Source organism: Bacillus sp. DNRA2 (assembly GCF_012843265.1).
Taxonomy (GTDB): Bacteria; Bacillota; Bacilli; order Bacillales; family Cytobacillaceae; genus Bacillus_BU.
In genome coordinates this window covers 15,960-36,691 of record NZ_JABAIT010000010.1, presented here as the reverse complement: position 1 = coordinate 36,691, position 20,732 = coordinate 15,960, and the positions used below count along the sequence as shown (strand labels likewise).

21 protein-coding genes, 1 tRNA gene and 1 other annotated feature are annotated in these 20,732 nt (G+C 39.1%); of the genes, 21 read left to right on the top strand and 1 reads right to left on the bottom strand.

The features are described 5' to 3' along the window. The first annotated feature begins 19 nt into the window (after window positions 1-19). The 8 genes from HHO41_RS10375 (at window position 20) to uvrC (ending at window position 8,243) form a co-directional block, all read left to right on the top strand. On the top strand, window positions 20-427 hold the full coding sequence (locus HHO41_RS10375) for a DUF350 domain-containing protein (protein ID WP_169098234.1): 408 nt from the start codon (window positions 20-22) through the stop codon (window positions 425-427). 166 nt (window positions 428-593) lie between these two features. Further along, on the top strand, window positions 594-2,300 hold the full coding sequence (locus HHO41_RS10370) for an AMP-binding protein (RefSeq protein WP_169098232.1): 1,707 nt from the start codon (window positions 594-596) through the stop codon (window positions 2,298-2,300). A gap of 170 nt (window positions 2,301-2,470) precedes the next feature. Beyond that, on the top strand, window positions 2,471-3,055 hold the full coding sequence (locus tag HHO41_RS10365) for a TetR/AcrR family transcriptional regulator C-terminal domain-containing protein (protein WP_169098230.1): 585 nt from the start codon (window positions 2,471-2,473) through the stop codon (window positions 3,053-3,055). 39 nt (window positions 3,056-3,094) lie between these two features. Continuing rightward, on the top strand, window positions 3,095-3,868 hold the full coding sequence (locus tag HHO41_RS10360) for an enoyl-CoA hydratase (protein ID WP_169098228.1): 774 nt from the start codon (window positions 3,095-3,097) through the stop codon (window positions 3,866-3,868). A 93-nt stretch (window positions 3,869-3,961) separates the two neighbouring features. Further along, window positions 3,962-4,735, top strand: a complete 774-nt coding sequence (locus tag HHO41_RS10355; RefSeq protein ID WP_169098226.1) for an electron transfer flavoprotein subunit beta/FixA family protein — start codon at window positions 3,962-3,964, stop codon at window positions 4,733-4,735. A gap of 69 nt (window positions 4,736-4,804) precedes the next feature. Continuing rightward, window positions 4,805-5,782 (top strand): electron transfer flavoprotein subunit alpha/FixB family protein, encoded by a 978-nt coding sequence (locus tag HHO41_RS10350; protein WP_169098224.1) that lies wholly within the window; start codon window positions 4,805-4,807, stop codon window positions 5,780-5,782. 196 nt (window positions 5,783-5,978) lie between these two features. Beyond that, complete coding sequence (trxA, locus tag HHO41_RS10345) at window positions 5,979-6,293, top strand: thioredoxin (protein ID WP_169098222.1); 315 nt, start codon at window positions 5,979-5,981, stop codon at window positions 6,291-6,293. Window positions 6,294-6,470: 177 nt separating this feature from the next. Continuing rightward, entirely contained in the window at window positions 6,471-8,243 is a 1,773-nt protein-coding gene (gene uvrC / locus HHO41_RS10340; RefSeq protein WP_169098220.1) for an excinuclease ABC subunit UvrC, read from the top strand. A gap of 42 nt (window positions 8,244-8,285) precedes the next feature. Here the strand turns inward: uvrC and HHO41_RS10335 are convergent, their stop codons facing one another. Then, complete coding sequence (locus HHO41_RS10335) at window positions 8,286-8,741, bottom strand: YslB family protein (protein WP_248278422.1); 456 nt, start codon at window positions 8,739-8,741, stop codon at window positions 8,286-8,288. Between the two features lie 414 nt (window positions 8,742-9,155). Here HHO41_RS10335 and HHO41_RS10330 point away from each other — a divergent pair, with 414 nt between their 5' ends. The 13 genes from HHO41_RS10330 (at window position 9,156) to ilvN (ending at window position 20,710) form a co-directional block, all read left to right on the top strand. Then, entirely contained in the window at window positions 9,156-9,764 is a 609-nt protein-coding gene (locus tag HHO41_RS10330; protein ID WP_169098216.1) for a succinate dehydrogenase cytochrome b558 subunit, read from the top strand. 71 nt (window positions 9,765-9,835) lie between these two features. Next, complete coding sequence (sdhA, locus tag HHO41_RS10325) at window positions 9,836-11,593, top strand: succinate dehydrogenase flavoprotein subunit (protein ID WP_169098214.1); 1,758 nt, start codon at window positions 9,836-9,838, stop codon at window positions 11,591-11,593. 7 nt (window positions 11,594-11,600) lie between these two features. Next, the gene (gene sdhB / locus HHO41_RS10320) at window positions 11,601-12,362 is read left to right on the top strand and encodes a succinate dehydrogenase iron-sulfur subunit (protein ID WP_169098212.1); all 762 of its coding nucleotides are present in this window, start codon (window positions 11,601-11,603) and stop codon (window positions 12,360-12,362) included. A 241-nt stretch (window positions 12,363-12,603) separates the two neighbouring features. Continuing rightward, window positions 12,604-12,828 (top strand): helix-turn-helix domain-containing protein, encoded by a 225-nt coding sequence (locus HHO41_RS10315; RefSeq protein WP_042459328.1) that lies wholly within the window; start codon window positions 12,604-12,606, stop codon window positions 12,826-12,828. Window positions 12,829-13,000: 172 nt separating this feature from the next. Beyond that, window positions 13,001-13,450: a MarR family winged helix-turn-helix transcriptional regulator gene (locus HHO41_RS10310; RefSeq protein WP_169098210.1), complete on the top strand. Its 450-nt coding sequence runs from the start codon at window positions 13,001-13,003 to the stop codon at window positions 13,448-13,450. Between the two features lie 11 nt (window positions 13,451-13,461). After that, window positions 13,462-14,274, top strand: coding sequence for a glutamate racemase (racE, locus tag HHO41_RS10305; RefSeq protein WP_169098208.1), 813 nt, complete (start codon window positions 13,462-13,464; stop codon window positions 14,272-14,274). Window positions 14,275-14,417: 143 nt separating this feature from the next. After that, complete coding sequence (locus tag HHO41_RS10300) at window positions 14,418-15,491, top strand: GerMN domain-containing protein (RefSeq protein WP_169098206.1); 1,074 nt, start codon at window positions 14,418-14,420, stop codon at window positions 15,489-15,491. 128 nt (window positions 15,492-15,619) lie between these two features. Further along, on the top strand, window positions 15,620-16,360 hold the full coding sequence (rph, locus tag HHO41_RS10295) for a ribonuclease PH (RefSeq protein ID WP_169098204.1): 741 nt from the start codon (window positions 15,620-15,622) through the stop codon (window positions 16,358-16,360). A gap of 63 nt (window positions 16,361-16,423) precedes the next feature. Continuing rightward, window positions 16,424-17,032 carry an XTP/dITP diphosphatase gene (locus HHO41_RS10290; RefSeq protein WP_169098202.1) on the top strand — a complete coding sequence of 203 codons (609 nt, stop codon included), beginning with the start codon at window positions 16,424-16,426 and terminating at the stop codon, window positions 17,030-17,032. After that, window positions 17,032-17,544: a metallophosphoesterase family protein gene (locus tag HHO41_RS10285; RefSeq protein WP_169098200.1), complete on the top strand. Its 513-nt coding sequence runs from the start codon at window positions 17,032-17,034 to the stop codon at window positions 17,542-17,544. The genes HHO41_RS10290 and HHO41_RS10285 overlap by 1 nt, the downstream gene beginning before the upstream one ends. 136 nt (window positions 17,545-17,680) lie before the next feature. After that, a tRNA-Arg gene (locus tag HHO41_RS10280) sits at window positions 17,681-17,754 on the top strand. Between the two features lie 383 nt (window positions 17,755-18,137). Further along, window positions 18,138-18,394 (top strand) — a binding site (T-box leader). Between the two features lie 82 nt (window positions 18,395-18,476). Beyond that, window positions 18,477-20,195, top strand: coding sequence for an acetolactate synthase large subunit (ilvB, locus tag HHO41_RS10275; protein ID WP_169098197.1), 1,719 nt, complete (start codon window positions 18,477-18,479; stop codon window positions 20,193-20,195). After that, complete coding sequence (ilvN, locus tag HHO41_RS10270; RefSeq protein ID WP_169098195.1) at window positions 20,192-20,710, top strand: acetolactate synthase small subunit; 519 nt, start codon at window positions 20,192-20,194, stop codon at window positions 20,708-20,710. Before ilvB ends, ilvN begins: the two co-directional genes overlap by 4 nt. Window positions 20,711-20,732 lie beyond the last annotated feature (22 nt).

The window sequence follows — 20,732 nt, the reverse complement described above, 5'->3', positions numbered from 1 at the left end:
AGAAGGATGAGTGGTAAGGATGAATCAGTTTTGGGAAAATGAATACGTGGCAATTGCGGCTTATTATAGCGTCGTCATACTTTGTTTGGTTGTTTTTTTAGCCGTTTTTGAGCTTGTGACAAAGTATAAAAACTGGGTTGAAATTAAAAATGGAAATCTGGCTGTGGCGATGGCTACTGGTGGGAAGATTTTTGGTATCGCTAATATTTTTCGACATACAATCATGCAGCATGATTCTCTCATCACGATGATCAGCTGGGGGATTTTTGGCTTTATCCTTCTCCTTGCAAGCTATTTTATTTTTGAATTTTTAACTCCATCATTTAAAATAGATGAAGAAATTAAGAATGATAACCGTGCTGTCGGTTTCATTTCAATGATGATTTCAATTGGTTTGTCCTTTGTAATTGGGGCAGGGATTTCGTAAGGAGAGGGAAACAAATGGAGAATTTGGCGAAGATACTGTTTGTACTTTGCGGTGCATTCATATTGATTGGACTCATTTATTTGTTGTTTTTTGCATAAGAATCTAGGGAGGATGACAAATAGGTCAGCCTCCTTTTTTCTAAGGAAACAACAAGGAGGGAACAAGTTTGAGTGATTTTAGACCGTGGTTGAAGCAGTATCCGAACGAAATTCCCGCACATCTCACCTATGATGGTATTCCTATACATGAATATTTACAGCGTGCAGCCGCTAATTATCCTAGTAAAATCGCAACTCATTTTATGGGTAAAAAATTAACCTATCAACAGCTTTACCAATCAGCGTTGCATCTTGCAGGTTATTTACAGAAGCTTGGAATCAAAAAGGGTGATCGCGTCGCCATTATGCTCCCTAACACCCCACAAGCTGTCATTGGCTTTTTCGGAATTTTGCTGGCTGGCGGAGTAGTGGTTCAAACGAATCCCCTCTATACAGAGCGGGAGCTAGAGTATCAAATGAAGGACTCAGGGGCTAGAGCAATTATTTGTTTGGATATCTTGTTTCCCCGCGTGGCAAAAGTCAGACAAAGGACCGAAATACAGCATATCATTGTAACCGCTATCAAAGATTTTCTTCCCTTCCCGAAAAATCTCATCTATCCGTTTATCCAAAAAAAACAATATGGTCTTGTGGTTCATGTTAAGCATGAAGGGAATCACCACTTATTAACGGAGATACTTAAAATGCCAATGAATCAAATCACGATTCCGGAAATACAGATTGCAGAAGATTTAGCCGTTCTTCAATACACTGGAGGTACGACGGGGTTGCCAAAGGGAGTGATGCTCACTCATCAAAATCTTGCTGCCAATACAATTATGTGTAAGGCGTGGCTCTTTAAAGCTAAGCCTGGAGAGGAAACTTTGCTTGGGATTGTGCCATTTTTCCATGTCTATGGAATGACGACGGTTATGCTCCTAGCAATAATCGATGCCCATAAAATCGTCTTACTCCCAAAATTTGATCCCCTTACAGCCCTAAAAACAATCCAATCACAAAAACCAACTCTATTCCCAGGTGCTCCAACTATCTATATTGGACTACTCAATCATCCTGATATTAAAAAATATAATCTCTCCTCAATCGAAGCCTGTATCAGCGGCTCTGCCCCATTACCAGTAGAAATTCAGCAGCAGTTTGAGGGGGTAACTGGCGGAAAACTTGTTGAAGGTTATGGGCTATCGGAAACTTCTCCGGTTACTCATGCCAATTTTCTTTGGGGAAATCGTGTTAAAGGTAGCATTGGTGTGCCATTTCCTGATACTGATGCCCAGATACAATCACTCGAAACGGGTGAGCCAGTACCAATCGGTGAAATTGGCGAAATTGCGATAAAAGGTCCCCAAGTAATGAAGGGGTATTGGAATCGACCAGAAGAAACTGCTGAAACTTTTCGCAACGGCTGGTTATTAACAGGTGATTTAGGTTATATGGACGAAAATGGATACTTTTATGTCGTCGATCGCAAAAAAGATTTGATCATAGCTGGTGGCTTTAATATTTACCCGCGTGAGATTGAAGAGGTGTTATATCAGCATGAAGCTATTGCTGAGGTTGTCGCTTGCGGCGTGCCAGACCCTTATCGCGGCGAGACGGTTAAGGCTTATATTGTTCTGAAGGAGAATGCCAAAGTCACTGAAACAGAGTTGGATCATTTTAGCCGTATCCATTTAGCAGCTTATAAGGTTCCACGGCTATATGAATTTCGACAGGAGCTTCCAAAAACTGCAATCGGCAAAATTTTAAGAAGGGCGTTGGTTACGGAGGAACGGTTGCGCAGCCTCAAAAATCACGATGATGAAAAGCACGCATAATCGCTAGTTTTGTAAAAAAAAGCCGAAATTTCGGCTTTTTTTTATCGTCATGAAAGCCCCGATTTTATTGACAGATAATTTTCTGAATATTATAGTAAAACTAATGAATGGTTATTCATTCAATCTATAAATGACCCCAATACATACATCTCTTAAGAGGAGAGATTATCGTGAAAAAAGATAAACCGAAATATCGACAGATTATTGATGCAGCGGTAATAGTGATTGCCGAAAACGGCTACCACCAGGCGCAAGTGTCAAAAATCGCCAAGCAAGCAGGGGTGGCAGACGGTACCATTTATCTTTATTTTAAAAATAAAGATGATATTCTAATCTCTCTCTTTCAGGAAAAAATGGGGAATTTTGTAGAAAATGTTCAGACAAAAATTGCAGGATTTCAAACCGCAGCAGAGAAATTATTAGTATTGGTTGAGTCCCATTTTGACATGCTGTCGAAAGATCACCATTTAGCGAGGGTCACACAGCTTGAGCTAAGACAAGCTAATATTGAACTACGACTGCAGCTTAGTGATGTACTCAAAGGGTATTTAAAGGCTGTAGATCAAATTTTGCAGGAAGGCATCGACAATGGCGAATTTTCACCAACCCTCGATACCAGACTAGCTCGACAAATGATCTTTGGCACGATTGATGAAACGATTACAACTTGGGTTATGAATGAGCAAAAATATGATCTCAAAGCGCTGGCCCCAAAAGTACAACATTTATTGTTACATGGTTGTGGGAAGCAATAGAAAAAAATGGCACACAAACCTAGCAAGGAGGGGAAAGAAGTGGAATTTTTAAAATGGTCCACAGAAAATCGGATTGCAACGATTACAATTGCAAAGGGTCCGGCAAATGCACTTTCTTCACAAGTATTAAGAGAATTAGCGCTTGTGTTAGATGAATTAGAGCACGACGAAAATGTAGGAGTAATTGTCATTCATGGTGAAGGACGTTTCTTCTCAGCAGGTGCTGATATTAAAGAATTCACTACGATTGAAACTGGCGAACAATTCAGCGAGTTAGCTCGTCTAGGTCAAAATCTGTTCGAGCGAATGGAAAACTTCGATAAGCCAATCATCGCCGCTGTTCATGGCGCAGCACTTGGTGGGGGCTTAGAGCTTGCAATGGCTTGTCATTTCCGTCTTGTAACTGAAACAGCTAAATTAGGATTACCAGAATTACAGCTTGGATTAATTCCAGGGTTCGCTGGAAGTCAGCGTCTTCCTCGCTTTGTTGGCACAGCTAAGGCTGCACAAATGCTTTTAACAAGCACGCCAATTACAGGTGTCGAAGCTGTACAAGCAGGTCTTGCTAACCAAGCTTATCCAGAAGCTGATTTAATGGAAAATACTTATAAAATTGCTAGTCAAATCGCGAAAAAGAGCCCAATTGCTGTCAAAGCAATTTTAGAACTGTTCAGCTACAATAAACCAGAAAAATTCCATGCTGGTGTAGAACGTGAAGCTGTGTTATTCGGGCGAGTGTTTGATTCTGCAGACGGTCAAGAAGGTATCACTGCATTTATAGATAAACGTGAACCAAATTTCGTTGGTAAATAATCCAGCAAAATTTTTTAATAAGAATTTTCGCAATCTTTGGAACTTGTACAATGTTCCGACAATTAACGACATTATTTTCAGGAGGGAAACTAAATGAACATTTATGTATTGATGAAAAGAACCTTCGATACTGAAGAAAAAATCACCATTTCCGGTGGGAAAATTAACGAAGATGGTGCAGAATTCATCATTAACCCATACGATGAATACGCAATTGAAGAAGCCATTCAAGTTCGCGATGCTAAAGGCGGCGAAGTGACTGTCATTTCAGTTGGAAATGAAGAAGCTGAAAAGCAATTACGTACTGCATTAGCTATGGGTGCTGATAAAGCTGTTTTAATTAACACTGAAGATGATCTAGAGTCGTCTGATCAATTTTCTACTGCAAAAATCATTGCTGAATATTTAAAAGATAAAGATGCAGAGTTAATCATTGCCGGTAACGTTGCAATCGATGGCGGGTCTGGCCAAGTTGGTCCACGCGTTGCTGAATTGCTAGATATCCCATACGTAACAACCATTACAAAATTAGAAATCGATGGAACAAATGCAACAGTTACACGTGATGTTGAAGGAGATTCTGAAATAATCGAAACTTCATTACCTTTACTAGTAACTGCTCAACAAGGCTTAAACGAACCTCGCTACCCATCATTACCAGGTATCATGAAAGCGAAGAAGAAGCCATTAGAAGAGCTTGAACTAGATGATTTAGATCTTGATGAAGATGATGTGGCTCCAAAAACAAAAACAATTGAAATTTATTTGCCGGCTCAAAAAGAAGCAGGGAAAGTTCTATCTGGCGAAATTGCTGATCAAGTGAAAGAACTTGTTCAACTGCTACACACTGAAGCTAAGGTGGTTTAATAGGAACGCATTGATTGAGCGCTCGTTCGTTCAACACGTATTGAAAAACACAAGCGGGAGGTTTAAATAATGTCAAGAAAAGTATTGGTTGTTGGGGAAGTACGTGAAGGTTCACTTCGTAATGTTTCCTTTGAAGCCATTGCTGCAGCAAAAACAGTTGCAGAAGGCGGAGAAGTTGTTGGTGTTTTAATTGGGGATTCAGTAAACGCTTTAGGTCAAGCGTTAATCGAAAATGGTGCAGATCGTGTTGTTGTTGTGGAAGATGCTAAATTAGCTCAATACACTTCAGACGGTTTCACTCAAGCGTTATTAGCAGTAGTTGATGCAGAATCACCAGAAGGAATTATCCTTGGTCACACTGCACAAGGAAAAGACTTAGCTCCAAGAATCGCTGGAAAATTAAATTCTGGGTTAATTTCAGACGTAACAGCTATCGAAGAAGCAGGCGGTAACATCGTGTTTACTCGTCCAATCTACTCTGGTAAAGCTTTCGAGAAAAAAATTGTAACTGAAGGTATTTTATTCGCAACGATCCGTCCTAACAATATCACTCCACTTGGTGTTGATGAAGCTAGAACAGGTCAAGTTGCTACACTTGCTGCGGAAATCAAAGATCTTCGTGCGATCATCAAAGAAGTTGTTCGCAAAGCAAGTGAAGGTGTAGATCTTTCTGAAGCTAAAGTAGTTGTTGCAGGTGGTCGTGGCGTTAAGAGTGAAGACGGCTTTGGGCCACTTAAAGAATTAGCAGATGTGCTTGGCGGAGCAGTTGGTGCTTCACGTGGTGCGTGTGACGCTGAATACTGCGATTACTCATTACAAATTGGACAAACAGGTAAAGTTGTAACTCCAGACCTTTATATTGCTTGCGGTATCTCTGGTGCTATCCAACACTTAGCTGGTATGTCAAACTCTAAAGTAATCGTTGCTATTAACAAAGACCCAGAAGCAAATATCTTCAAAGTAGCAGACTACGGCATCGTTGGTGACCTATTCGAAGTCGTACCGCTTTTAACAGAAGAATTCAAGAAATTGAAAGTACTATCTTAATAGAAGAAACATGCTATTTTTGGAAAAATAATCATTATATGACAGACCAATTCGCGATGCGGGTTGGTCTGTCATATTTTTTGTATTTTTCATTTATGAATTGGGAAAAGTACGTACGAAACATATCATTCGCAACTATAAACAAACGGTGCTATACTGACTTTAGATTTTAGTTTACCATAGGAGGCATATTTAAATGGCTATTACACATGCTACAGATGAAACATTCAAAAACGAAACAGGTTCCGGCGTTGTGCTGGTTGATTTTTGGGCACCTTGGTGCGGCCCTTGTAAAATGATTGCTCCAGTACTTGAAGAGCTTGCACAAGAACTTGGTGAAAAAGTAAAAATCGTCAAGGTTGATGTTGATGAAAACCCTGAAACAGCTGGTCAATACGGAATCATGAGTATTCCAACGTTACTAGTATTAAAAGATGGCCAAACTGTTGATAAAGTAGTTGGGTTCTCACCAAAAGAAGCACTTGCAGGCGTTCTTGAAAAGCACATCTAATTTAACCAATCGGTTGTAACATAAAAGCTAACCCTTAGGTCGTTTTCAGCCAATGGGTTAGCTTTTTTCCATTTCCTCCATACACTTTTCCAAGATAAAAAGAAAAATGGTTTTGTAAAAGCAGAAGATGAGGTAACATGATATCATTGAAAAAAATCATGGGGTGAAAAATCAAATATGAACGAAAACATTAAAAATAAGCTCACCCTTCTGCCTGATCAACCGGGATGTTACCTTATGAAGGACAGACAAGGAACGGTCATTTATGTAGGGAAAGCAAAAATCCTTAAAAACCGGGTCCGTTCTTATTTTACCGGTTCACACGATGGGAAAACGCTCAGACTCGTTAATGAAATCGAGGATTTTGAATATATTGTTACCTCTTCCAATATTGAAGCACTCTTACTGGAAATCAATTTAATTAAGAAATATGATCCAAAATATAACGTAATGTTAAAAGATGATAAGAGCTATCCATTTATCAAGCTAACAGCTGAACGTCATCCTCGCCTGATTACCACGAGAAAGGTAAAAAAAGACAAAGGCAAATATTTTGGTCCATACCCGAATGTGCAAGCTGCAAATGAAACAAAGAAGTTATTGGATCGAATTTATCCCCTCAGAAAATGTTCGACATTGCCTGACAGGGTTTGCTTATACTACCACATGGGGCAATGTCTAGCACCATGCATAAAAGAAGTCAGTCAAGAAGAGTACAAAACGTTAACAGATGAAATCAGCAGATTTTTAAACGGTGGCTATAAAGACATAAAGAAGGATTTAAGTGAAAAAATGATTGAGGCCGCTGAACAGCTTGATTTTGAAAGAGCGAAGGAGTTTCGCGATAAAATTATCCACATTGAAACGATTATGGAAAAGCAAAAAATGACGATGACCGATTTTACCGATCGGGATGTATTTGGCTATCGGGTCGACAAGGGATGGATGTGTGTTCAAGTCTTCTTCATCCGACAAGGCAAGCTGATCGAACGCGATGTTTCGATGTTTCCCATTTATGATAAACCTGAAGAGGAGATTCTCACTTATCTAGGGCAATTTTACACAAAAGCGAATCATTTCAAGCCTAAGGAAATCCTCGTACCGGAATCAGTTGATACGAATATTGCGGAACAGCTTTTAAATGTTAAGATTTTGGTGCCTCAGCGTGGTCCAAAAAAGGATTTGGTAAAGCTAGCTGAAAAAAATGCCGACATTGCCTTAAAAGAGAAATTTGCTTTAATTGAACGGGATGAGCAAAGAACAATTAAAGCAGTTGAAAATCTGGGTGAGAGCTTGGGAATATATACACCGCACAGAATTGAAGCTTTCGACAATTCTAATATTCAAGGGACAGATCCGGTATCAGCACTTGTTGTCTTTATTGATGGTAAGCCAAACAAACGCGAATATCGTAAATATAAAATTAAAACGGTAACGGGTCCAGATGATTATGAATCAATGCGAGAGGTTACAAGACGGAGATATACCAGAGTGTTGAAAGAAAATCTGCCGCTCCCGGATTTGATTATGATTGATGGGGGGAAAGGGCATGTTGAGGCAGTTCGAGATATCCTGGAAAATGAACTCGGCTTGGACATTCCAATTAGTGGATTGGTAAAGGATGACAAGCATAGAACATCACAGCTTTTATACGGTCAGCCATTGCAAATTGTCCCGCTAGAACGAAATAGCCAGGAATTTTACTTGTTACAACGGATTCAGGATGAAGTCCACCGCTTCGCGATTACATTTCACCGTCAGCTACGCGGCAAAAATGCATTCCAATCGCTGCTCGATGATATACCGGGAATCGGTGAAAAGCGGAAAAAATTGCTACTTAAAACTTTTGGTTCAGTAAAGAAGATCAAAGAGACCAGCATCGAAGCCATTGTCGCCTTAGGTATTCCTGCTCCTGTCGCAAAAGAACTACTCGATAAGATAAATTCGTAAAGTATAAAGGCTGACTCAAAAAGTCAGCCTATTTATATGAGTTTACATATCGATTTTGTCTTTCGAGTCCCATTTTACGGTAAATTGGACCTTTGCATCCTTTTTGCGCGGGTGTTCAAATGCTTCGGATAACACACCCTTTTGCGCTTGTATTTGTTGTGCTAGGAAACCAGACTCAAGATGGAAGGTGCTATTGGGATTTGCTTTTAGCCGATCAGCAATCACTACGCTTTCCAACTCAAACAACATTTCGTGTTTAGATTCTGATTTGATTGACAGCGATCCCCAACCAGCTTTATAAAAAAATGCGATAATTTCGTCAATCGTTTGCAGCGGATATTTTCGTGCTAATCTTTTACCGGCCCAGTATAAATGCTCAGGCGTATCCTTGCCGAGCAAATCCGTTAGTAAATCCTCCCGTATTAAGTTATATCCGAAAACCGGGACAGATAATGTTTCTTTTTCGACTAATTTTTCTTGAATTGTAAGTTCACTCAATGTTCTCCCCTCTTTCTCTAGGTCTATTATATACATTATTAGGTTACACAGTCATGAGATTTTAACCCAACTTATATGAGTTCCAACGTTTTCCTACCACTCTCATCGCACAATTCTACATAAAGCATACCGAGCGCTTCTGAAAACCAGATAAGTTTTTGCATTTTAAGACAACATTCATCCATTTTCTGAAATTTCTGAAAAACAAATTATTCTAAAAAAAGTTATTTTTCAACAAAATATTGAATACGTTTTCTTGACGCTTTGTAAAGACAGGGTTAAAATAGATTTGTTACAAAATTGTTAGAAATTCCTGAATCATTTTTGAAAACGACAATATTCTGCTTTCTTTTTCGTTTTTTTAATGGTTCAGAACTCGTAACGCCATTATATATCATTAGGGGGGGTAAGCTCATGGCAGAGAATCGAGAATTTTTTTATCGCAGATTGCATTCATTACTAGGGGTAATTCCGGTAGGTCTTTTTCTGACGCAGCACTTAATCGTCAACCATTTTGCAACCAAAGGGGCAGACGCATTTAATGATGCTTCTCATTTTATGGAAAACCTACCATTTAAGTGGTTTTTAGAAACGTTTGTTATCTTTTTGCCATTATTATTTCATGCAATCTACGGGCTTTATATTGCGTTTACAGCACAAAATAACGTAGGACGCTTTGGTTTCTTCAGAAACTGGATGTTCGTACTACAACGGGTATCCGGGGTCATCACCCTTATTTTCCTAGCATGGCATGTTTGGGAAACCCGCATTGCAGCTGCAATGGGCGCTAAGGTAAATTTTGACATGATGGCTGATATTTTATCAAATCCAATCATGTTAGGATTCTACATTGTCGGTGTCGTTTCAGCTATTTTCCATTTTGCTAATGGACTATGGGCATTCTTTGTTAGCTGGGGCATTACAGTTTCACCACGTTCACAACGCATCTCTACATATGTAACGCTCGGAATTTTCGTTGCCTTATCCATTGTTGGTGTACGCGCTTTACTAGCTTTCGTATAAGGTTAATGTTTAATAGTTTAGTAGACCAATATGGAAATCAACTTTACTAGGATTTAAGGGAGTGAACCACGATGAGTAAAGGAAAGGTAATCGTAGTCGGTGGTGGGTTAGCCGGCTTGATGGCAACTATTAAAGTAGCAGAACATGGAACACCAGTAGAATTATTCTCATTGGTTCCAGTTAAACGATCTCACTCTGTTTGTGCCCAAGGTGGTATTAACGGAGCTGTAAATACAAAAGGGGAAGGAGATTCACCATACATTCACTTTGATGATACCATTTATGGTGGAGACTTCCTTGCAAACCAGCCGCCAGTTAAAGCAATGTGTGATGCTGCGCCTGGAATCATTAATATGCTAGACCGTATGGGAGTAATGTTCAACCGTACTCCAGAAGGTTTACTAGATTTCCGTCGTTTCGGTGGAACACAGCATCACCGTACCGCATTCGCAGGTGCAACAACTGGACAACAGTTACTTTACGCTCTTGATGAGCAAGTTAGAAGACACGAAGTTGATGGTCTTGTAACGAAATACGAGGGTTGGGAATTCCTAGGAGCTGTTATCGATGACGATGGAATTTGCCGCGGTGTTACTGCGCAAAATCTATCTACAATGGAAATTAAATCATTTGGTGCTGATGCAGTTATTTTAGCAACAGGTGGTCCTGGAATCATCTTTGGTAAGTCAACAAACTCTGTAATCAATACAGGTTCTGCAGCTGCTATTGTTTACCAACAAGGTGTTCATTATGCAAATGGTGAGTTTATCCAAATCCACCCAACTGCAATCCCTGGTGATGACAAACTTCGCTTAATGAGTGAATCTGCTCGTGGTGAAGGTGGTCGTGTATGGACTTATAAAGATGGTAAGCCTTGGTATTTCCTTGAGGAAAAATATCCTGCTTACGGAAACCTAGTACCTCGTGATATCGCTACACGTGAAATTTTTGATGTATGCGTTAACCAAAAGCTTGGTATTAATGGCGAGAACATGGTTTATCTTGACCTTTCACATAAAGATCCACATGAGCTTGATATTAAGCTTGGCGGTATCATTGAAATTTATGAGAAATTCATGGGTGAAGATCCACGTAAAGTCCCAATGAAGATTTTCCCAGCAGTTCACTATTCAATGGGTGGATTATGGGTTAATTTCGATCAAATGACAAATATTCCTGGTCTATTTGCAGCCGGAGAATGTGATTATTCTCAGCACGGTGCAAACCGTTTAGGTGCTAACTCATTACTATCAGCTATTTATGGCGGTATGGTAGCTGGACCTAATGCTTTGAAATACATTGATGGCCTTGAAAAGAGTGTTGACTCTGTTTCTTCTTCAGTATTTGATAAACATGTTAAAGAACAAGAAGAAAAATGGAACAACATCATGTCTATGAACGGTACTGAAAATGCTTATGTTATCCATAAAGAGCTTGGCGAAGTGATGACAGCTAATGTAACTGTTGTTCGTTACAATGATAAACTTCAACAGACTGATGATAAAATTGTTGAGTTACTTGAAAGATATAAAAATATCAATATCAATGATACAGCTAAATGGAGCAACCAAGGCGCAGCGTTCACTCGCCAGTTAGAAAACATGCTACAACTAGCTCGTGTCATTACGCTAGGAGCCTTGAATCGTAACGAAAGCCGTGGTGCGCACTATAAGCCTGACTTCCCTAACCGTGACGATGAAAACTTCATGAAAACTACTATAGCTAAGTTTGTGGATTCTAATTCTGCTCCGGAAATCAGTTATGAGGATATTGATGTTTCATTAATCAAGCCACGTAAGCGTGACTATAGTAAAAAGAAAGGGGAGTAATTAAATTATGGCAGATCAAAAAACAGTTCGGTTTATTATCACTCGACAAGATGGGCCTAATTCTTCCCCTTATACGGAAGAATTTGAAATTCCTTACCGTCCGAATATGAACGTTATTTCCTCTTTGATGGAGATTCGTCGTAACCCTGTCAATGTAAAAGGAGAAAAAACAACTCCAATTGCTTGGGATATGAACTGTTTGGAAGAGGTATGTGGTGCGTGTTCAATGGTAATCAACGGAAAACCACGCCAATCTTGTACAGCTCTAATTGATCAATTAGAACAACCAGTAAGACTTGCACCAATGGGTACGTTCCCAATCGTTCGTGACTTACAGGTAGATCGTAGCCGTATGTTCGATTCCTTGAAAAAGGTTAAGGCATGGATTCCAATTGATGGTACTTACGACTTAGGTCCTGGACCACGTATGCCAGAAGTGAAACGTCAATGGGCTTATGAATTATCTAAATGTATGACTTGTGGTGTTTGTTTGGAAGCTTGTCCAAATGTTAATAGCAAATCAGCATTTATCGGACCACAACCATTATCTCAAGTTCGTTTATTCAATGCGCATCCAACTGGTGCAATGCACCGTGCAGAGCGTTTGAATGCAATTATGGATGAAGGTGGCTTAACAAATTGTGGTAACTCACAAAACTGTGTTCAAGCTTGTCCGAAAGGTATTCCATTAACAACTTCAATCGCATCATTGAACCGTGACACTACTGTTCAAGCATTCCGTAATTTCTTCGGAAGCGATCAAGTTTAACAAACGATACCCTTTTCCAGAAATGGAAAAGGGTTTTTTTCTTAAAAATAATATATGAGACAATTGTACTAGAATATTATGGTAATATTTGGATATTATTAGTTATAATTATTTTTTATAAAAACTATTCTTCTTCAAGAATTGTAGTCACTCCATAACTTTATATTTCATATGATATTGTGACTAAATATATACCCACCCCGCGGTTCATAGCTGGCGAAGGCAAGGAGGGTTACAGTACTTGAAGGAGAATGATTATACTCACAAGCCATTACTCACCAAACGTGAAAGAGAAGTGTTCGAACTGTTAGTTCAAGATAAAACCACAAAAGAAATCGCTAGTGAATTATTTATAAGCGAAAAGACGGTTCGTAATCACATATCTAATGCCATGCAAAAGCTTGGCGTTAAGGGGCGTTCGCAAGCGGTTGTAGAGCTCCTTCGTATGGGAGAGCTAGAACTTTAATGAAGACCGGCTTTCCTTCACAGGGGGCCGGTTAACATATTTAAAAAAGTGACTGAGATCGAAAAATTTTTTCATTTTTTACCTTTTATTGCATCTTGAAGTTATATAATAAAAGAGAGAGAATTAAAGAAAAACGTCGAATCGTCAAATTTTTCAATAGGAGAGGAATAATATGGAGTTTGATGATAAAGTAAAGTTGGGAATTATTGTAGACGTTGAAAAGGAATCTCGGTACATATGTGATATCATCAAACAAAAGGGTAGAGAAATCCTTCATAATTACTCAATTACACCACCTCAATTTGCTGCTATGCAGTGGTTATTTGAAGCTGGGGAGATGACGATTGGGGAATTATCAGGTAGAATGTTTTTAGCCTGCAGTACGACTACTGATTTAGTTGATCGGCTTGAAAAAAATCAATTTGTTCAAAGAATAAAAGATGAAAATGATCGTCGTGTTGTAAGGATTCATTTACTTGATAGTGGCAAGAAAATCATGAATGAAATCCTTGAACAACGTCAGCAATATATGAGACAAGTATTAATCAATTTTACGTATGATGAAATTGAAACCTTAAAAAAATTAATGACGAAATTCCACCAAGGTATGCTCGAAGAATGAGGCGATAAGTTTTGAATACTCCAATTGGTATAATAGATTCTGGGGTCGGCGGTTTAACAGTAGTAAAGGAAGTAATGCGTCAACTCCCGAATGAAAAAATCATCTATCTAGGTGATACAGCAAGATGTCCATATGGGCCACGACCAAGCGAAGAGGTACAACTTTTCACTTGGCAAATGACCCATTTTTTGTTGCGAAAAAATATAAAAATGTTGGTTATAGCTTGTAATACTGCGACTGCTGTTGTGCTGGATCAAATCAGCAATAAGTTGACTATTCCTGTAATCGGCGTTATATCTCCAGGATCAAGGGCTGCGCTAAAACATACCCATAATAATAAAGTCGGGATTATCGGAACAGAAGGTACTGTAAAAAGTAAAGCGTATGACAAAGCCTTAAAGGCGTTAAATAAGCAAATTCAAGTGAAAAGTCTTGCCTGTCCAAAATTTGTTCCATTAGTGGAAAGCGGTGAGTACTCTGGTCCTGTCGCCAAAAAAATTGTGGCTGAAACATTACAGCCTTTGCGAAATTGTGACTTGGACACGCTTATTTTAGGATGTACGCATTACCCGTTGCTTGAGCCTGTTATAAAAAATGTCATGGGAAAAGGGGTTAGTGTCATTAGTTCGGGTCAAGAAACAGCACGAGAAGTAAGTACGATTCTTTCTTACAAAGACATTTTGAATACAAATGACGAGGAGCCACAGCACGAATTTTATACTACAGGTTCCAGTACGATTTTTGCTAAAATAGCGACCGAATGGCTCGAAAGACCAATTGAGGTAGTCGAAACAATAAAATTAGGAAGACGGTTTGAATCATAGTATTCAAGCCGTTTTTTTGGTTTATTTTCGCTCTAATCAACTTATGAAATTAACACTGTCGTAAAAAATTCTTAGCTAAGACGGTCTAAAAACAAAAATGGCTCGTATACATTTAGTACAAACTGTCTTAGGAGGTATTTATGATGTCTTTAAATAAAAGGACGTTATTCTTTTCTACTGTCATTCTATTAGCAACAACGTTAACTGGGTGCGGTTTGTTGGGCGGTGAGGAAAAAAAGCAAATCGATCCTCCGGAAACGGTCACATATGAGGACAGCGGTAAAGCTGTCAAAAAAGAATCGGCCTCAGTAGAAAAGAACGACAAAGATAAAAAAGAAGCTGCTGAGAAAACGGTCATGACCGAGCTCTATTTAATTGATAAAGACGGCTATGTAGTTCCGCAAACAATGGCGCTAGAGCAAAAAGAAGGGATTGCTAAGCAAGCTCTTGAATATCTAGTTGTCAACGGACCTGTATCTGAGATGTTGCCAAATGGATTCCAAGCGGTAATTCCTGCAGATACTCAAGTATCAGTAGATATTAAAGATAAGGTTGCGGTAGTAGATTTCTCAAAGGAATTTGCTAATTATAAGAAAGAGCAGGAACAACAAATCCTTGAAGCAGTTACTTGGACATTAACCCAGTTTGATTCTGTCGATTCAGTCAAACTCCAAATGAACGGCAAGGTATTAAAGGAAATGCCAGTTAACGGTACACCAATTAGTGCAAAACAAAGCCGAGCAAATGGTATCAATATAGATGCCGAGGATGTCGTTGATATTTCTAATACAAAAGCTGTAACTGTATATTTTGTTGGTGGTGAAACAGGAAATTATTATTATGTGCCAGTAACACGTCGTGTTGATAACAAGGTGAAGAATAACATTGAGGCAGCTGTAAATGAACTAGTAAAAGGACCAAGCTATACGACAGATCTTCAATCAGAATTTGCAGCGGGAGTAGAATTATTAGATAAGCCTAAAATCGAAAATGGCAAAGTCACTTTAAACTTTAATGAAGCGATTTTCGGAGGCTTCAAGGAAAAAATTATTTCTAACCATCTATTAAATTCCCTTGTACTTTCTTTGACTGAACAAAAGGGAATTGAAAGTGTCTCAATTCTTGTAAAAGGTAAGGCGGAACTAGTTACGGAAGAAGGAGAAAAGCTTTCTGCACCAGTAACTCGTCCTGAAAATGTGAATACAGGTAGTTACTAAAAAACAATTTTTGATATACTATATATTGGCATCGTGAAGGGGTTGGCATCTGGCCAACTCCTATTTATTTCAATAGAAATTACCAAAGGACACGAAAGCTAGCAGATGAGAAATAAGGAGGAAGAAACGTGCGTTTTGATGGACGTGAACCTAAGCAGCTTAGACCAGTAACAATTGAAACAAATTATTTAAAGCATCCAGAAGGCTCTGTACTGATTTCTGTTGGTGATACCAAGGTGATTTGTACAGCAACCATCGAGGAACGTGTTCCGCCGTTTTTAAGGGGTCAAGCTAAGGGCTGGATTACGGCTGAATATTCAATGCTGCCCCGTGCCACAGAGCAGCGGAATATCCGTGAAGCATCTAAAGGTAAGGTCACCGGTAGAACGATGGAAATCCAACGTTTAATTGGACGTGCGCTTCGAGCAGTTGTAGACTTGGAAGCTCTAGGTGAGCGAACAATTTGGATTGATTGCGATGTGATTCAAGCAGATGGTGGTACCCGAACGGCATCCATTACTGGTGCGTTTGTGGCAATGACTTTGGCCATTCAAAAGCTTGTTGAAGAGAAGCGCTTGCCGAGTTATCCGATCAAAGATTACTTAGCAGCAACAAGCGTTGGTGTTTTACCAGATGGAAGTAACGTTCTCGATTTAAATTACATAGAAGATTCACAGGCTTATGTGGACATGAATGTCGTTATGACTGGAAAAGGTGAATTCGTGGAGTTACAAGGTACAGGTGAAGAGTCCACTTTCTCTTATCATCAACTACAAAAAATGATTGAATCAGCACAAAGCGGCTTAATGGAATTGTTTGAAATCCAGAAGCAAGCCCTTGGCGATAGTATAGTAAGTAAAATAGGTTAATTTCTAATGCTGATTATTTAACAGGAGATATTCCTTGTATTAAGGCATAGGAGGGGATGCGGAATGAAGGAAATTATTATTGCGACAAAAAATAAGGGAAAAACAAAAGAGTTTCAACAAATGTTTGCTAAAAGAGGTTATCAGGTGCGAACCTTGCTTGATTTTCCGGAACTTGCGGACGTGGAGGAAACGGGTACTACCTTTGAAGAAAATGCGATTTTAAAGGCGGAGACGATCTCAAAGCAGCTTGATAAAATAGTCATTGCTGACGACTCCGGCCTGGTTATTGATGCCTTAGACGGTCGTCCTGGTGTTTATTCAGCTCGCTATGCTGGCGAAGCAAAAAGCGACGAAGCAAATAATGATAAGGTTCTGGCAGAACTTGCAGATGTACCAGACGAAAATCGTACTGCCAGATTTTATTGTGCCCTTGCCATCGCTGTTCCAGGCAAACTTACTAAAACCGTTAGCGGAACGGTCGAGGGAAGAATTCTTCATGAGCGTATCGGAACAAATGGATTTGGCTACGACCCTATTTTCTTTTCATTAGAAGCGAATCGAGGTATGGCAGAGCTTTCGAGTGAGGAGAAAAATCAAATCAGCCATCGCGGTAAAGCTCTTAAGAAGCTGGATGAGCAATTTGAGTCTTTATTTGAAAGGGCTGAAATCTAATGACCAAAGCGCTAATTGTAAGCGACAGTCATCGATTTGTTGAAGAGCTTGATCATATTAAGAAAAAACATCAACATGAGGTTGATGTGATGATTCATTGTGGGGATTCTGAGCTCTTTTTTGATCAGCCTGAAATAGAGGGGTTTGTCACCGTTCGTGGAAATTGCGATTATGAGATGAAATACCCAGATGAGCAAGTCGTTGAATTTGCAGGGCTGAAGATTTTCGTCACACATGGCCATTTATTTTCGGTAAAATCAACCTTAATGAATCTGTATTATCGTGCCCAGGAGCTTGGTGCGAACATTGTGTGCTTTGGACATTCACACATGCTTGGGATGGAACAAATAGATGATATCTTATTTATCAATCCTGGAAGTATCCGACTACCTCGTGGCCGCAAGGAGCGTACTTATTGTATTTTAGAGCAAGTGGAAAATCAGCTTGAAGTTTCTGTTTATGATCTTGATAAAGGAGAAATAGCGGCATTAAAGCAGCGTTTTCTTCTTTAAAATAATGGTTAATTTTAATATAATAAGGAGGAAAGATTACCTTTCTTCCGATTTTTTTATTTTTGTGTTGACTTTTTAATTACTACACAATATAATAAAAAATGTCCTCGCTGAAAGGCAAAGGAAAACTTAATATGTCCCAGTAGCTCAGCTGGATAGAGCAACGCCCTTCTAAGGCGTCGGTCGGGAGTTCGAATCTCTCCTGGGACGCTAGCAAAACGTCATATCATCTCGATATGACGTTTTTAATTTTTGTCTAAAAATAACTAGTTCTACCAGATCAGCTGCCTTTTATCGTCAACATTCCCTTTTAATGTAAATCATAGTAAAAAATTTTAATCTCAGAAGAATGTGAATATACCAACAATGTAAGCGGATTCATTATTCTGAACATACTATAATGTTCAAAAAATTACTGAAAATGTTATTGACTCAGACTAAAAATGAAGGTAACATTATCCTCAAATATATAAACAAAATATTTCAAATCCTAAAAATATTAAGTGCGAAATTTGTGGAATTATCGCAAATTTTGTTTTCTGAATTTTTCATTATTTGGCTCAAGTTGAGTAAACTAATTATTAATTGAATAATTAATCACGATGATGAGGATAAGTAATTTTATGGAACGGGATTTACAGAGAGCCGGGAAAGCTGGAAGCCGGTAATCCTGCATAGGATGAACTCACCTCTGAGTATCGGTCTGAACGAGCAATCAATTAGGACTGATCGGGTGTCACACACACTCGTTATTAAAAAGGAACAGAATTACGTTCATAAGCGCACGCTGTAACAAGCGTGAACAAGGGTGGTACCGTGGAACAGGTTGCAAAGCCTTTTCATCCCTTTGCCTAGCATCAATAGGCGAATTGAGGGATGAGAAGGCTTTTTTATATGAAAAAAAGGATTTGAAAAGAGGAGGTCAACTCACGATGTTGCAAGGAGCAGCCTTTACTGAATCGAAGGCAATCAAGAAAACCTTAACGGGTGCTGATCTATTACTAGAAGCGTTAAAAAAGGAAAATGTTGAAGTCATTTTCGGATACCCAGGCGGTGCAGTACTTCCAATTTACGACAAAATTTACGATGCTAATATTCGTCATATTCTGCCTAAGCATGAACAAGGTGGAATTCATGCAGCTGAAGGATACGCTCGCATTACTGGGAAACCTGGTGTTGTCATTGCAACTTCTGGTCCTGGAGCGACGAATATTGTTACAGGGTTAGCAGATGCATTTTTGGATTCCTTGCCGCTCGTGGTTTTCACAGGTCAGGTAGCAACAAGTGTTATTGGAACAGATGCATTCCAAGAAGCTGATATTTTAGGGATTACAACTCCAATAACTAAATATAACTATCAAATTCGCAATATTGAAGATATTCCAAGAATTATAAAAGAAGCTTTCTATATTGCTCAAACTGGTCGTCCTGGTCCAGTTATCATTGACGTACCGAAGGATATTGCAGCAACTGTAGTTGGTGATATTCCTGAAGAAGTTGAGGTGAATCTTCCAGGTTATCAACCAAACCTTCAACCGAATTACTTGCAAATTCGCAAATTAGTTGAAGCAGTATCAAATGCGAAGAAGCCAGTTATTTTGGCTGGTGCTGGTGTCCTCCATTCAAAAGCTTCAGAGCTTTTAAAGCAATATGCAGAGCAACAACAAATTCCAGTAGTACACACTCTACTTGGTCTTGGCGGTTTCCCTGCTGAACATCCATTATTTATGGGTATGGCTGGAATGCACGGCTGTTACACAGCTAATATGGCTTTATATGAAGCGGATTTATTACTTAATATCGGAGCGAGATTTGATGACCGTTTAACTGGTAATCTTGCTACTTTTGCTCCAAATGCACTTGTAGCTCATATCGATATTGATCCTGCTGAAATTGGCAAAAACGTTCCAACGGAGATTCCGATTGTTGCCGATGCTAAGGCTGCCATAAAGCAATTGATTGCTCAGAATGGTGAAAAACCTGAACATCAGGAATGGATGGATACACTTAACACATGGAAAGAAAAATATCCATATTTTTATGAAACTGATAAAGAGTTAAAGCCACAACGAATCATCGAAATGCTTTATGAAAAAACAAAAGGTGAAGCAATCGTTGTTACAGATGTTGGTCAACATCAAATGTGGGCTGCTCAATACTATAAATTTAATAAAGCGGATCGCTGGGTTACCTCTGGTGGTTTGGGCACAATGGGCTTTGGTCTTCCAGCAAGTATTGGCGCACAATTGGCTGATCCAAAAGCGACCGTTCTTTCGATTTCTGGTGATGGTGGCTTCCAAATGTGTTCACAGGAATTGATGGTTATTTCTGAACTTAAGCTACCAATCAAAATCGTTGTCTTAAATAACGAGTCACTTGGAATGGTTAAGCAATGGCAAGAATTATTTTATGAGGAAAGATATTCTTACAGCCAAATTCCGGCACAGCCAAACTTTGTAAAATTGGCAGATGCTTATGGCATTAAGGGTTACACTATTACCTCTGAAGAGGAAGCTGAACGCATCCTGACAGAAGTACTTGTCAGCCCAGAACCAGTACTACTAGATTTCCGTATTTCACCAATGGAAAAAGTTTACCCAATGATTGCACCTGGTAAAGGACTTCACGAAATGGTAGGTGTTAAAGAATGAAGCGAATTATTTCATTAACCGTTTTGAATCGACCTGGGGTACTAAACCGCATTACTAACCTGTTCTCCAAGCGTAACTACAATATTGAAAGCATTACAGTTGGTCATTCTGAGCAAGAGGATATCTCCAGAATTACCTGTGTAGTAAATGTTGATAACGATGGAGTAATCGAGCAAATTACCAAGCAATTAAACAAGCAGGTTGATGTCATTAAAGTAACCGATATGTCTGAACAATCTATCGTGTCAAGAGAGCTTGCGCTAATCAAAGTGGTTTCAAGTCCAAGTACAAGAAGTGAAATTTATTCGTTGATTGAGCCATTCCGCGCATCTGTTATTGATGTTAGTAAAGATAGCTTAGTGATCCAAATTACTGGTGAACCTGACAAAATTGAAGCGTTCATCGAATTAATCAGACCTTATGGTATTAAAGAATTAGCTAGAACCGGTACGACTGCATTCCCGCGCGGAACACAGCGTGCCTCTAATAATCAAAGAAATATTTCTATTCTTTAAAAAACAAAAATTCTAGAGATTA